Source organism: Pedobacter jejuensis (assembly GCF_003725795.1).
Classification (GTDB): Bacteria; Bacteroidota; Bacteroidia; order Sphingobacteriales; family Sphingobacteriaceae; genus Pedobacter; species Pedobacter jejuensis.
Map to the genome: position 1 here is coordinate 112,728 of NZ_RBEE01000014.1, position 14,744 is coordinate 127,471.

General features: G+C 39.5%; 9 protein-coding genes. All 9 read right to left on the reverse strand.

The window, feature by feature from the left end:
* Positions 1 to 30: 30 nt before the first annotated feature.
* A complete protein-coding gene (locus D7004_RS10185) occupies positions 31 to 804 on the reverse strand; it encodes an SDR family NAD(P)-dependent oxidoreductase (RefSeq protein WP_123205762.1) in 774 nt (257 codons plus the stop codon).
* 1,066 nt (positions 805 to 1,870) lie between these two features.
* On the reverse strand, positions 1,871 to 3,277 hold the full coding sequence (locus D7004_RS10190) for a TolC family protein (RefSeq protein WP_123205763.1): 1,407 nt from the start codon (positions 3,275 to 3,277) through the stop codon (positions 1,871 to 1,873).
* Positions 3,264 to 6,458, reverse strand: a complete 3,195-nt coding sequence (locus D7004_RS10195) for an efflux RND transporter permease subunit (protein WP_123205764.1) — start codon at positions 6,456 to 6,458, stop codon at positions 3,264 to 3,266. The genes D7004_RS10190 and D7004_RS10195 overlap by 14 nt, the downstream gene beginning before the upstream one ends.
* A 38-nt stretch (positions 6,459 to 6,496) precedes the next feature.
* A complete protein-coding gene (locus tag D7004_RS10200; RefSeq protein ID WP_407946539.1) occupies positions 6,497 to 7,633 on the reverse strand; it encodes an efflux RND transporter periplasmic adaptor subunit in 1,137 nt (378 codons plus the stop codon).
* Positions 7,634 to 7,769: 136 nt separating this feature from the next.
* Entirely contained in the window at positions 7,770 to 8,375 is a 606-nt protein-coding gene (locus D7004_RS10205) for a TetR/AcrR family transcriptional regulator (protein ID WP_123205766.1), read from the reverse strand.
* Between the two features lie 171 nt (positions 8,376 to 8,546).
* Positions 8,547 to 10,769 (reverse strand): xanthine dehydrogenase family protein molybdopterin-binding subunit, encoded by a 2,223-nt coding sequence (locus D7004_RS10210; RefSeq protein ID WP_208646820.1) that lies wholly within the window; start codon positions 10,767 to 10,769, stop codon positions 8,547 to 8,549.
* A 5-nt stretch (positions 10,770 to 10,774) separates the two neighbouring features.
* Positions 10,775 to 11,773 carry an FAD binding domain-containing protein gene (locus D7004_RS10215; protein ID WP_123205768.1) on the reverse strand — a complete coding sequence of 333 codons (999 nt, stop codon included), beginning with the start codon at positions 11,771 to 11,773 and terminating at the stop codon, positions 10,775 to 10,777.
* Entirely contained in the window at positions 11,766 to 12,266 is a 501-nt protein-coding gene (locus tag D7004_RS10220) for a (2Fe-2S)-binding protein (protein WP_123205769.1), read from the reverse strand. Before D7004_RS10220 ends, D7004_RS10215 begins: the two co-directional genes overlap by 8 nt.
* Positions 12,267 to 12,894: 628 nt before the next feature.
* The gene (locus tag D7004_RS10225; protein ID WP_123205770.1) at positions 12,895 to 14,736 is read right to left on the reverse strand and encodes a glycoside hydrolase family 13 protein; all 1,842 of its coding nucleotides are present in this window, start codon (positions 14,734 to 14,736) and stop codon (positions 12,895 to 12,897) included.
* Positions 14,737 to 14,744 lie beyond the last annotated feature (8 nt).

Consider the following 14,744-nt stretch of genomic DNA (forward strand, 5'->3'; position numbering starts at 1 on the left):
CGCACCTGTATGGGATCCAGAAATAAAAGCTTACTGCTCCTCGTAGTGATAAGTTAAGCCGCCATCGACGAAATAGGTTGAACCGGTTACATAAGCAGCCTCATCTGAAGCCAAAAAGGCAACCACTGCCGCCACTTCTTCCACTTTTCCCATCCGCTTTAAAGGAATATTTTCGAGAACGCTTTTAAGCTGCTTTTTATTATTCAGCAAATCCTGGTTTATTGGAGTGGATACTGCACCCGGAGCAACATTATTAATTCTGATTCGTAATGGCGCAAGCTCGGAAGCTAAGTTTCTCGTTAACATTTTAAGTCCGCCTTTACTTACGCAGTAAGCGGCAAAGTTAGGAAAAACGATTTCCTCGTGAACTGAACTCATGTTAACAACCACTCCTGCACGTTTTTTTGATTTACAATATTTAGCGAAAGTCTGGGTAGCAAAAAAAACGCCTTTAAGGTTGGTATCCATAACTTTATCATAATCCTTTTCACTTACACTCAAGAAATCCGATTTTGTTTCTAGTCCTGCATTATTGATGAGTATATCTAGTTTTCCAAAAATTTTTATAGCATCTTTTATAAGCTTCACAACTTCGGCAACACTGCTAATGTCTGCTTCCAGAAAGCTTACTTTTCTACCCATCGCTTTGATTTGCCTGATGAGTTTTTCGCCACGCTCATCAAACTTATGCCCGTTTAGAATAACATCCGCACCATCTTTTGCCAGCCGCAGTGCACAGGCTGCCCCTATTCCTTGGCTGCTACCAGTTATTAAAGCAACTTTGTTTTTAAATTTTTTCGCCATTATTAAACACTTTTTAAGAGGTAATAGTTAAAAACTCAAAAATGTTTTGATAAGTTCTATATAATAATATGTTTCCGATATTTAAATGCATGGCTCAAAACAGCATGATTACACTATGATAAATTAAAAAGATTTCTCCGCTACTGTCGAAATATCAGCCGCATCAAAAAACGTTGCTATTTCCACCATGCTATCCGGCCTAGGAAATGATGGCAGAATAAAGGAGAGCCTATATGTAATTTTATAGTGAAGGGAATATATTAGAAAGGAAAATGTAATTGAGAAAAGGATTAAATTTGGCGTCTTAAACCTCACCCTGTTAATGGCAGTGGTTTTTCTACTTGTTGCACATCCCTCTCCTTGAAGAGAGGGAAAGTAGGGGTTGTGCTTTTAACCAAAATCCAAGTAGTTTTGCCTTTAAAAACCATATTTTGAATAATCGCATTACGGCCGCATTAAAACCTTGCTATTTCCACCACGCTATCCGGCCTAGGAAATGATGGCAGAATAAGCAGTTGAAACTTGTGCACAAACATTCATTACCCAAATAACCAAAACAGCGGTAAGTCCGATTCTTCATCGGACTTACCGCTGTTGCCGTTAAAGTTTCGAGTGGCTTATTCAACATCAGTTCCAAGCCTTGATTTTTGTTTTTTCACCATTGTCTATTTGCTTTTGGTGTTCAAGCTAGCTCCGCTGGTCTTTTTATCAAGAAAAAGAAAAAAGCCCGTCCGGCCAGAACAAAAAAATACCCAATTAAAAATCTATACTACTTTAATAGTAATAAAGATGCTGAAATGAATTCAGCATGAAGAAAACCTACAAGTCCTAAACTTCCACTCCACTAAGCCTTACCACTCCACCTCCGTTCTACTCTAATCCGGCCTAACAAATTTTTCGGGATGCACTAGCCAAGCCAAAACACCGACTTAAAAAGAAAAATTTTCAGCCGGGAGTTTTGTTTCTTTTGCGGTCAAAAGAAAAAAGCCCACCCGGCCAGGACAAAAAATACCACATTAAAACGATTTCTCCGCTACGGTCGAAAGGACGGCAGCCTGAAACCTTTCTAATTCCATCCACCACCCAACGACCTATACAAGCCCACAACCGCATTCAGCTGTTCTGTTTTAATCGTAGTTAATTCCAATTCGCTTTGCAATAAATTTCCTTGTGCTGTAATCACTTCTAAATAATTCGCCATGCCACTTTTAAATAATAAGCTGGCATTTTTAGACGCTTGTTGTAAGGTTTGCGCTCTTTTTTCAGCAATGCTGTATTGCGTTTTCAGCTTTTCAACTTTAGTCAATTCATCCGAAACCTCTCCTACTGCATTAATTACCGATTGGCGAAACTGAATTACCGTTTTCTCTCTATCGATTTTTGCCAACTCTAAATTAGATTTTAACTGACCACGTTGAAAAATTGGTTGTGTGATACCGCCCGAAACCATACCGAATAAAGATGCGGGCATACTGAACCAATTGCTCGCTTTGAATGAATTTACACCGCCACTTGCTGTAATAACCAACGATGGATATAAACTTGCTTTGGCTACGCCAACTCTTGCATTGGCTACATTTAAAGCCAATTCCGCTGATTTAATATCCGGTCTGCGACTTAGCAAAGCCGATGGAAAACCAGCATTCAAATCCTGTGGTAAGGTTATTTTATCCAAGCGGCTCGAACGATTGATGGCCTGTGGCAGCGTGCCGATTAAAACGCTTAAAGCATTTTCTTGCAAGGTTACATTTTGTTCTAAACGCGGAATTAACTGTGCAGCATTTAACTGTTGTGCTTCCGCTTGTTGAATTGCCAAAGAAGTAAGCTGTCCGGCATCAAACTGTAAATTGATAATTCTTAAGGTACTATCATTCAGTTTTAAGTTCTTTTTTGCGATTTCCAGTTGTGCATCAAGCATCAACAAATTATAATAACCTTGCGCAACGTTGGCAACTAAACGGGTTTGAACCGCCTTCCGAGCCTCTTCAGTTTGCAAAAAACTGGCTAAAGCGCCAGCTTTTTGATTGCGAATTTTCCCCCAGATATCAGCCTCCCAAAACACACCCAAATTAGCACTGTAATCTTCAATGTGCGTTGAACCCGTAAATTGGTTCAGGCTTAATCCATTTAAACTGTTATCAGATGGGCGACTTGAACTCGCCGCCACCTGCAATTTCAATTCTGGTAAATAGCCCAATTTTGATTGTTTAAATAATACTTCAGCAGCATCAATATTTTTTAGTGCAATCTGCATATCGTAATTCTTCAGCAAAGCCGTATCAATTAAATTTTGCACGGTAAGGTCGTTGATAAAGCTTTTTAGAGGCAAATCGCCAACGCTCGAAGAATCTTTTTGCAGTGTATTTCTAAATAATCCTGGCGCAACATTAGGCAGAGATAAATCTTTAGAAATCGAACATCCGCTCCAGATAATTGCAAGGAGCAGGATGGTAATGATATTAAACCGTTTCATAAACAACGTGATTTACAGGTTCTTCCTCATGATGAGCAACAACCTTTTGTGATTTTTTTGAAATTTTTTCTTGAATAGATTGGAAGATGATAAAGAGTACCGGAATGATAAACAAACCTAAAATTACACCTGATATCATACCTCCGGCAGCACCAATACTTATCGAATGATTACCTTGAGCCGATGGACCTGTGGCGCCCATCATCGGGATTAAACCAACAATGAAAGCAAGCGATGTCATGATAATTGGTCGCAATCTTGATTTTGCCGCTTCTAAAGCTGATGCAACCAATGGTTGTCCGCCTCTTCGCCTTTGAACCGCAAATTCTACAATCAGAATGGCGTTTTTAGCCAGCAAACCAATGAGCATAATTAAGGCCACCTGAACATAAATATTGTTCTCAATTCCCGTTAAACCGATGGCTACAAACACACCAAATATTCCGGCAGGAATGGATAAAATTACCGCTAAAGGCAAAATATAACTTTCATATTGAGCAGAAAGGAGGAAGTAAATAAATACCAAACACAACATAAATATTACCGTTGATTGCCCTCCCGATGAGATTTCTTCTCGGGTTTGACCAGAAAATTCATAGCTATAACCTGCTGGTAATTGCTTCTCTGCAACTTCTTCAATCGCTTTAATGGCATCACCAGAACTAAAACCTGGTTTTGGTATCGCATTGATGGAAATGGAATTAAATAAGTTATACCTCGATGCTGTTTCCGAACCATAAATCCGGGTTAGTTTCACTAAAGTATTCATTGGAACCATTTCACCACGGTTACTTTTTACAAACACACGGTCGATAGATGATGGGTCTGCCCTATCCTGCACATCAGCTTGAACAACCACACGATAATATTTACCAAAACGGTTGAAATCCGATGCCTGTGCGCTACCAAAATAGGTTTGCATGGTTTGCAAAATATCTTTCACATTCACACCCAATTGGTCGGCTTTTTCATCATTGATATCCAATTGCAATTGCGGATAATCGGCTTTAAAGCTGGTAAAGGCCACAGCAATTTCCGGGCGTTTCATTAACTCGCCAATAAATTGTTGAGAGATTCCGCTGAATTTATCCAGCTTACCGCCTGTTTTATCTTGCAGAACCATATCCAAAGCTTCTACGTTACTAAAACCCGGAACAGTTGGGAAACTGAATACGAAGAAACTTCCACCAGAAATGGCGCCAAGTTTTCCACGAACCTGGTTCATAATCTCCTCGATGTTTTTCACCTTTCCACGGTCTTCATTAGGTTTAAGCAGCACGAAAACTACAGCCGACGATGGACTGGTTGAATTGGTTAACAGATTAAATCCTGATACCGCAGTTACATCTCTCGAGGCATCCAATTTACTCAAAACCTCTTCTGCCTGAGTCATCACTTTTTGTGTTCCATCCAAAGAAGTTCCTGATGGAGTGTTTACTGCAATGGCAATAAATCCCTGGTCTTCTGTTGGAATAAAACCCGCTGGTGTGGTTTTAACCATGAAAACGGTAACCAAAGTGATTAACGCCAAACCACCTAAACTTAGCCATTTGTTGCGGACTAAAAATTTCAAACCTCCCACATAACGATTGGTTAGGGAATTAAAACTATGGTTAAATCCGTTGAAGAAACGCTGTTTAAAATTCGGTTTTACAGCAGAATGCTCAGCATGTGCAGAATGGTTATCTTTTAAAAATAAGGCAGCCAAAGCAGGACTCAAAGTCAACGCATTTACCGCAGAAATTACAATTGCGATGGCCATGGTAAAGGCAAACTGTCGGTAGAAAACACCTGTAGAACCTTCCATAAAACCAACAGGTAAAAAAACCGCAGCCATAACCAAAGTAATGGATATAATTGCTCCGGTAATTTCGTGCATCGCCTCGTGGGTTGCGGCTTTCGGACCTAAACCTTTGTGTTCCATCTTTGCATGCACCGCCTCAACGACGACAATCGCATCATCTACCACAATACCAATGGCCAGGATTAAAGCGAATAAAGTCAGTAAGTTTATCGAGAAACCGAACAATTGCATAAAGAAAAACGTACCCAAAATGGCAACCGGAACGGCAATAGCAGGAATTAACGTCGACCTAAAATCTTGTAGAAAGATAAATACAACGATGAAAACCAAGATAAAAGCCTCTACCAGAGTGTGTTCTACCTGCTCAATCGATTGGTCTAGGGAAACTTTTGTGCTGTAAAAAATATTCTTCTTTATTCCGGCAGGAAAGGTTTTTTCTGATTTTTCCATCAGTTTATTAATCGCCACCTGGATATCGTTCGAGTTGGAACCAGCCAACTGAATGATACCAATTACGATTCCTTTTTTACCGTTTAAGCGGGTAATGCTGTTGTAAGAATAAGCACCCAATTCTACTCTCGCAACATCTTTCAGGTGCAAAATAGAACCATCGGCATTGGCACGTATAGCTATATTTTCATACTCTTCGGGCTTGGTTAGTTTACCTTTGTATTTAATTACATATTCGAAAACTTCTTTACTTTTCTCGCCAAATTTACCTGGTGCAGCCTCCAAACTTTTATCCTGAATGGCTTTCATCACCTCGTTCGGGGTAACTTTATAGGTTGTCATTTGTGTTGGATTTAACCAAACACGCATCGAATAATCTTTAACACCTCCAAAAATTGCAGCAGAACCTACACCCGGAATACGTTTTATTTCAGGAATGATGTTGATTTGCGCATAATTAGCCACAAAAGTTTGGTCATATTTGTCCTCGTCTTCTGTGTACAAACCAATCGCCATGATGAAACTGTTTTGCTGTTTCGCGGTGGTAACACCTTGCTGCACCACTTCTGCAGGCAGCTGACTGGTTGCTTGCGCTACCCGGTTTTGAACATTTACCGCAGCTTGGTCTGCATTGGTACCTAGTTTAAAGAAAACTGTAATCGCCAAAGAGCCATCATTACTGGCTGTTGAACTCATATAAGTCATGTTTTCTACACCATTTATAGATTCTTCTAGCGATGGTGCTACCGAACGTAAAACTGTTTCGGCATTTGCTCCTGGATAAACTGCTGTCACCAAAACCGATGGTGGTGCAATATCAGGAAACTGTTGTAAAGGCAATTTTGTAAGGCCAAGTACACCCAAAATCACCAATAAAATGGAAATTACGGTTGCCAATACCGGCCTTTGTATAAATATCTTGAACATTTTTTTATTATTTATTTAATCACTATGCGCTTTAAGCTTTAGTCTTTCAGTTTTAATCTTGCTGCCTTATCCGTTCCCTTTTCTGGTTGAATCACTTGTCCTTCCTGCAAGCGGTCTAAACCGCTCAGCACGATTTGGTCGCCAGATTTAACACCATCTTTTACCAGATAATTGGCACCGCTTTTTCCGATAACCGTAATCGGCATTTTGCTTACTTTGTTATCTTTGCTTACCGCGAAAACGAAAACTTTATCCTGCATTTCTACAGTTGCCGCCTGTGGAATCAAAATCGCATCATTATGTTGCAAACCCAATCTAACCTTACCTGTATTTCCAGAACGTAATGTTCCACTTGAATTTGAAAAAGTGGCTCTCAGAGTAATAGCGCCAGTATTTTTATCGAACTGACCATCAATCATATCGATTTTTCCTTTGATGGGATAAGTAGTATTATCTGATAAAAGCAATTCTACTGACGGCAAATGTTTAATTCTATCCGCCGGAGATTTACCCGGATAGTTCACATTAAAGCTGTTGAAATCATTCTCGGCCAGAGCGAAATAAACATGAACCTCATGAATATCAGATAATTGGGTTAGTGCAATCTGGTCGGTTGGCGAAACCAAACTACCCTGTTTTTTAGGGATACGACCAATATAGCCGCTTACCGTAGCCTTCACATTGGTATAGCCTAAGTTGATTTTAGCTGAAGCGACACCTGCCCTTGCTTGCTCTGCATTTGCCTGGGCAATTTTGTAAGCAGTTTTTGCAGTTTTTAACTGAAACTCTGATACCACTTTATTTTGTACCAATGGTGTTAATTTGTCGACCTCCAATTGGGCATTTAAAATCGCAGCTTCGGCTGCATGCAGACTAGCTTTCGCATTATTTAGGGCCTCACGATAAGGATTTTCATTGATTTTAAATAGTGTTTGCCCGGCAGTTACGTAAGCGCCTTCATTAACTAGAACACTTTGTAAATAGCCACTAACCTGAGGACGAACATCAATATCAACAGCACCTTGAATGGCGGCCGGGTAATCAATATACGTAGTTTGCGAACTTTCGCTCACCAAACTTACCGGTAAAATGGGTGGCGGTGGTGCAGCAGCCGATTGGTCGGGTGCCGATTTACAACTAGCTAAAACAATAGCTAGCGTAGACAAAATTAACATTGACTTAACTTTATTAAATGATTTAACGGTGTTAAGTAAAATAAACAGACGATGGATAGCATTCATATTATAAAAATTATAGTGGATTTATGGTGAATAAATAATCTAACAGTGTTAAATTACAGGGTAAAAAAATTTAACTATTAATGGAAAGTGTGATGCCTTTTATAGCATCTTTTAAAATTTGTTGGTTTAGTTCATCTGTTGTTCTGCCATTCGGGCGAACCAAGTTAATGGAAATTAAGCCGTGAATGATAGACCAGTACGTGTAGTATTTTGTGCAAATATCGTTTTCGGATACAGGTTTCTTTTTAAATAGCGATTCGATTACTTCGCCAAGCATGTTACTTACATTTTCCGCCTCGGGCATTGCACTTTTCACGGTACAACAAACCATATCCACGCCGTACATCAGTTGGTAAAACTCTTTGTGCGAAAAGGCGAAATTCCAATACGCAACCCACATGGCTTGCATTTGGTCTTCGGGCAACTCATGACTATCCCTCGCCTCTCTAATATCTTTCCCTAAAATCTGATAACCTCTTCTGGTTAGCTCCAGCAAAATACCTTCTTTGTTAGAAAAATATTCGTAAATAATTGGAGCGGTGTATTCAATCTGGTCGGCAATTTTACGCATACTCAAAGCCTGCCAACCCTCCGTTTGAACAATGTTCAAGGCCGCATCCAGAATACTGGTTCTGGTTTCTTCTTTTAGTCGTAAAATTCTTTCTTTGCTTCCCATGATGTGGAATATAAGGTGATAAATAATCTAACACCGTTAAGCAAATGTATAACCAATTATTAAATTGACAATCATTAAATTGTCAAATATAACTTACATGATTTATTTAATCATAGCTTACCTAGTATTTAAGTAAGTTATCAATCCAACAAATGCTTGTCATAGAATGATTTAGCTTTCCATTAGTTCATCAAAATGGATTGGAAACCGATTAATTCTTTTACCGGTTGCATGGTAAATTGCATTGGCAATAGCTGGAGGCATCGCAACCAGCCCGACTTCTCCAACTCCTTTAATTCCCAATTCGTTGATAATTTTATCATCCTCTTGAACAAAAAGAACATCAAGTTCATTAATATCTGCATGTACCGGGATATGATATTCTGCGAAGCTCTGATTGATGTATTTGCCCAGCTGAGCATCCATAATGGTTTCTTCCATTAGTGCCTTGGAAATACTCCAGACCATTCCGCCCAACACCTGACTGCGAGCAGTTTTAGGATTGATGATACGACCCGCAGCAACAGCAGTTAATGCCCTGGTTACTTTAATTGTTCCAAGCTCTTGATCCACCTCAACTTCAACAAATGATGCACTGTGAACCGCCCTGGCATATTTCCTCAACTTTAAAGCATGAGGATAACCAAAATTGGTTGTACGAATTGGCTTATCTTTATTTGTATTTATAATTTCCAAAAATGAAATGCTGCAGTCTTTATAAATCATCATACCATTCTTAAAAGTCACTTCTTCAATTTCAGCTTTTTTAAAAGCTTCATTACTAGTCTTTGCTATTTTAAGCAGTTTCTTTTTGAGCGCTTTACTTGCAAATACTATTGCTGTACCAACAGTGGCTGTAGTAAAAGAACCTCCTTGAATTGGAGCAAATGGCAGCTTACTGTCGCCATAAAAAAATAATACATCTTCCATATTCAAACCAAATTCATCAGCAGCTATTTGTGTCATCACGGTAAGCGTACCTACACCAATATCAGTTACAGCGCTTTTAACATGCAATTTTCCATCTTTGGTGATGATGGCTTCTGCCCTTGCAGGCAATTGCATGGCATCCCATATACCTGTGGCCATACCGTAACCTACCAATTTCTGACCCCTACTCATACTGCGGGGTTGAGGGCTGCGCTTATACCATCCAAATTTTTCGGCACCCTGTAAGTAGCAGGCCTTCAACTCTTTGCTGGAATAAGGTTTCTTTTCTGCGTTATTAAAGGTGCTGTAATTGATCAAACGAAGTTCGAGCGGATCGATATTAAGCTTGTAAGAAATTTCGTCCATGGTCGCTTCAATGGCATGGAGTCCGGTAGAGCCGCCTGGTGCACGCATATCCATGGGACTATTTACATCTAAGGATACTAACTTTTGTTCAAAAAGTGTATTATCGGCAGGATACATCATTGATGACCAATTTGTTACATTTTCCGTATAATCCTCAAATTGAGAAGTTTCCGCCACGGAAGTGTGATTAAGAGCCGTAATTTTGCCCTCCTGAGTTGCACCAAACCGGGTGTGCTGAATGGTTTGGGGACGATGACCAAATGAAAACATCTGGCTTCTATCCAATGTAACCCTAACATGCCGCTTTAAATCCAATGCTGCCATTACTGAAAGAAACAATTGATATTGGGGCCTTAAGCCAGAGCCAAAAGCTCCACCGACAAATGGAGATACTACCCTCACATTTTTAAAATGCAAACCAAAAACATTACCTACATATAGTTGACAATTTATCGTCCCTTGTGTTTTGTCGTAAATTGTTAACTTTCCTTTACCGTCATAAAGCGTAGTCGTAGTGAAAAGTTCCATTGGATTATGGTGTTCAGTACTATGAATAAATTCACCTGAGGCTTTGAAATCCGATTCTGCATAAGCTTTTTCAAAATCACCAGTTGGTTTTGGCGGAGGTGGCTTAAGCAATGTGGCCATTCCTTTTTTTGCATCTCTCGCAGCAGCTAGGTTTGAATGCAAATCTGTCTGAAATTTCGTTTCCTGGTAATCTACCTTTATCATTGAAGCACCCTCTCTGGCTGCCTCAAATGTTTCAGCAACAACCAAAGCGATAGGTTGTCCGTTAAATTTTATTTCATCATTGTGCAACGGACGGAACGAAGCTCCGGGTGGAGCGTCCATATCGGCATATTGCATATCAAACCAAGCCTTACCAGGCCTGTTCAAATGAGTAAATATCTTTACAACACCCTTTATTTTTTCAGCAGATTCAGTGTGTATTTTTATAATTTTACCTTTGGTTATTGCGCTACTTACCACATAACCGTATAAAAGGTTGGGTACTTTGTATTCACCAGAATACTTCGCAGCGCCAGTAACTTTTAATTTGCCTTCCAGGCGACTAATTGGTTGTCCTATTTGAGTCATGGTATTTATGCTGATGGCTGTGCGCCTGGTAATTGTGTGGATGGATCAAGAGCCATCATGCAGTTGCGAACAATCGCTTTTTTCGCCAGTTTAATCTTGAAGGTGTTATGAGCAAATCCAACTGCCCCTTGCAAGATAATATCTGCGGCAGCAGAGAAGTTTTCCCTATCGGCTTTCTTGCCAATAAGGTAATGTTCTGCATCTTTCACCCGCCATGGTTTATGTGAAACCCCACCTAATGTAATTCTTACATCCCGGATGGTATCTCCATCAAGTTCAAGTCCCGTAGCTACCGAAACCAGCGCAAAGGCATAAGAAGCCCTGTCTCGGAGTTTCAAATACGAATAGTTTTTTGCAAATCCCTTCAATGGCAAATCTATGCTGGTAATGAATTCTCCAGGTTTCAGGTTGTTATCTATTGGAGGCGTATCACCCGGCAGTCGATGGAAATCAGCAAAATCTACCGAACGCTCTCCATCTTCACTTTTGATATTAATTATTGCATCTAAAGCAGACAGTGCAATACTCATATCTGAAGGAAAGACCGCTATACAATTTTCACTTGTACCCAGGATAGCCATGTTACGGTTATAACCGTTAATGGCAGAACATCCTGAACCGGGCAAACGCTTATTGCATGGTGCATGGGGGTCATAAAAATAATAGCAGCGGGTACGTTGTAAAAGGTTACCTCCGTTAGTCGCCATATTTCTAATCTGCGCAGAGGCACCAGCCAGAATAGCCCTTGACAATAAGGGATAACGCTGTTCAATTATGGGGTGATATGCAGTGTCCGCATTGGTTGCTAGTGCACCCAAACGGACGCCATCTTCTATTTCCAAAATATCATGATGCTCGCCAATGGTATTGATGTCGATGAGCGTCGCTGCATTGGTAAGATTATACTTAAGCAAATCAATAAGATTTGTTCCTCCCGCGACAAAGGTTGATTTGCCAACAACATCAGAGACTGTTGCAGCCTTTTGATAATCAAAATTATTCATTATCACCTCCTTTGACTTGCATAATTGCGTCAATAATCTGCTGATTGGCACCGCAACGACATAGGTTACCACTCATTGAATCCTTCACTTCTTCCCTGCTTTTTACTTTTCCTTCTTCCAGCAAACCGATTGCACTGCAGATTTGACCTGGAGTACAATACCCACATTGAAAGGCATCGTGATCGATAAATGCTTGCTGTATAGGATGATTTATCCCTTCGATAGTCGTAATCTTTGCGCCTTCCTTCATCACTGCCAGAGTGAGGCAGCTAATAATCCGTTTTCCATCACAGATTACGGTACATGCACCGCACTGCCCGTGATCACAACCTTTTTTAGTGCCCGTGAGATCCAAGTATTCCCTCAAGGCATCTAATAAACTTACATAAGGCAAGATAGTCAAGGCGTGCTGCTGACCGTTGATGCTTAGGGTAATCGTACGGGGCGTTACGGTAGTAGCCTGATGGGTTTTTGTAAAAGATTCCGTTTCCATAAATTAAAAACAATTTACTTGATTAACCAAAAATAAGTTCAGATGTTTTAAAATCTTAATCAATGCCATTTCACCTGAAATGCCACACTGATAATCTGCCAGAACATGAATTTGAACGTTTTTTGGGACTTTTAAGAAAGTTTATAAACCTTTTGGATATCACAATCTGGATAAATCCAAATTCAATTTTGCATCCTATGAATATGGATTGATATGCAATCATTAGTCAAGCTTCTTGGATTGCTTTTGCGATATTATTAGGATATCTGAAAGATTAAATTCTTTAATTTATCGACTTAAATCTTATTTATTAAAGGATGAATACGACTATGCATAGGCGTTATTAAAGACAGTCATTAAAGGGTATCCAGATATTTTGAAAGTAAAACTTTAAGCTAATTATTGCTACCAATAGGAAGATAAATGAATTGGAACAGCAGTTTCACTTTACACAAAAACCGGTTAAGAAGACCATTTCATAGTTTTCTTAACCGGCCATCTCATAAAAAATTTAACAATCAGCTAAAATTCATTAATCAATAGAAAGTGTAAATAGTAAAACGCGTAAATAAGTGTCATCTTGTTGAGAGAAATCACCTACAGTACAATCTCCTACGCTAGCCAGAAATTATTGCTCCAGTTCTAGTATATAATTACCCTTTGCTGGTATTGAAATTTTATCTTTAAGTTGAAAAGTTTTGCCAGCAATTACATCCTTACCTTTGCTGAATTTGCCCGTTAAGTCGCTATAACGCTCAAGGGTAATATCCTGATCTTTAATTGCACTGTTTAATATTACCAAAACAGTCTTATCATTATGAATTCTCCCATATACATATATTCCACTTTTTGGAGCATAATGAATTAGAGTACCTTTTGTTATGGCCAAACTGGTTTTGCGCCATTGTAATAATTTCTGCAAATAATCCCAAGCTTCATTCTGGATAGGGGAACGTCCGCCTTTATTAAATTCATCTTTTTTATCTCCAGGCCAGCCGCCCGGAAAATCTACCCTTAATCGACCATCCCCATCTTCCTTAGTACCCGTCATAAGTACCTCAGTACCATAATACAACTGGGGAATTCCACGCATGGTTAGCAGATAAGCCAATCCCTGCTTGTAGCGCTTCAAGTCTGTATCTTCTTTTCGTGAAAATCTTCCAAGGTCATGATTGTCTAAAAATGTAAGTACATTGTAGGCATCAGCATAAACGAAATCCTGAGCAACATCTTCGAATAATTCATTTAAATATCCATTATCACTTACCCCATCAAAAGCTTTTTGCATGGTAAATGTTAAAGAGAAATCCATAGGTGTTTTTAGTTGGGAGTTGTTCTTATTCAGAACGGAATTTGCCTGCCACCATGCAGGTGATGTTTTTTTGTTATACCACGTTTCACCTACAATATTAAAATCAGGATACTCTTGGTAAACTTCTTTATTCCAACGAGATAGGAAATCAAAATCCATATAAGAATAAGTATCCTGGCGAATGCCATCTATCCTTGCATATTCAATCCACCAGATACTGTTTTGAATTAAATAAGTTGCAAGATGCGGGTTGCGTTGGTTCAAATCTGGCATACCACGGGTAAACCAACCATTTAAAAAGGTATTTCGCTCGGTTTGCGAAGCATGTATATCCATTACTGAAACTGTTGCGTGATTGGTTTGAAGAAATACCCCATCATTGTTTATCCAGTCTTTGGATGGTAAATCTTTCATCCACCAATGGCTGCTGCCGCAATGGTTAAGCACCATGTCCATCACCATTTTCATTCCCTTATTATGAGTTGCTTCAGTCAATTGCTTGAACTCCAGATTGCTGCCAAATCTTGGATCAGACTGATAAAAATCGGTGATTGCATAACCATGATAAGAGCCACCACGCATTCTATTTTCTTGTATGGGATTTAACCAAACGGTACTTATCCCTAAATCTTTCATATAATCCAGCTTTTGAAGCATTCCGGCATAATCGCCACCATGCCTGGCATTCGGACTACCGCGGTTTACCGAAACGCTATCTAAATTATCATTTGACGGATTTCCATTAGCAAAACGGTCGGGGGTGATAAGATAAAGCACATCTGATGCATCAAATCCCTTAGCCCCGGATTTATCCGTTCGGTTCAATAATGGATACTGATATACAAATTTTTCCGTTCCTGATTTAAAAGTAATGGGCAGGCTTCCCGCTTTGGCAGTTTTTGATACTTCCAGGTATAAGAAAATATAATTCGGGTTTTCAACCTTTGCAACTTCCTTAATTTTAACTCCTAGATAATTCAGGCTTATTGAAGCGGTACTAATATTCGGACCGTAAAGCAGGATTTGAAACTGTGTATTTTTCATACCTGTCCACCAATTTTGTGGCTCAACCCGGCTCACTGTTATTGCTGCAAAAGCCTGTCCAAAGGTTATCAGGCACAATAAGAGCGTGATTAATTGTTTTTTGATCAATATCATGTTTAATA

What these genes read in the sequence shown, in the direction of transcription:
- D7004_RS10185 (WP_123205762.1), bottom strand. Translation starts at nt 804, where the DNA reads ATGGCGAAAAAATTTAAAAACAAAGTTGCTTTAATAACTGGTAGCAGC.
- D7004_RS10190 (WP_123205763.1), bottom strand. Translation starts at nt 3,277, where the DNA reads ATGAAACGGTTTAATATCATTACCATCCTGCTCCTTGCAATTATCTGG.
- D7004_RS10195 (WP_123205764.1), bottom strand. Translation starts at nt 6,458, where the DNA reads ATGTTCAAGATATTTATACAAAGGCCGGTATTGGCAACCGTAATTTCC.
- D7004_RS10200 (WP_407946539.1), bottom strand. Translation starts at nt 7,633, where the DNA reads ATGTTAATTTTGTCTACGCTAGCTATTGTTTTAGCTAGTTGTAAATCG.
- D7004_RS10205 (WP_123205766.1), bottom strand. Translation starts at nt 8,375, where the DNA reads ATGGGAAGCAAAGAAAGAATTTTACGACTAAAAGAAGAAACCAGAACC.
- D7004_RS10210 (WP_208646820.1), bottom strand. Translation starts at nt 10,769, where the DNA reads ATGACTCAAATAGGACAACCAATTAGTCGCCTGGAAGGCAAATTAAAA.
- D7004_RS10215 (WP_123205768.1), bottom strand. Translation starts at nt 11,773, where the DNA reads ATGAATAATTTTGATTATCAAAAGGCTGCAACAGTCTCTGATGTTGTT.
- D7004_RS10220 (WP_123205769.1), bottom strand. Translation starts at nt 12,266, where the DNA reads ATGGAAACGGAATCTTTTACAAAAACCCATCAGGCTACTACCGTAACG.
- D7004_RS10225 (WP_123205770.1), bottom strand. Translation starts at nt 14,736, where the DNA reads ATGATATTGATCAAAAAACAATTAATCACGCTCTTATTGTGCCTGATA.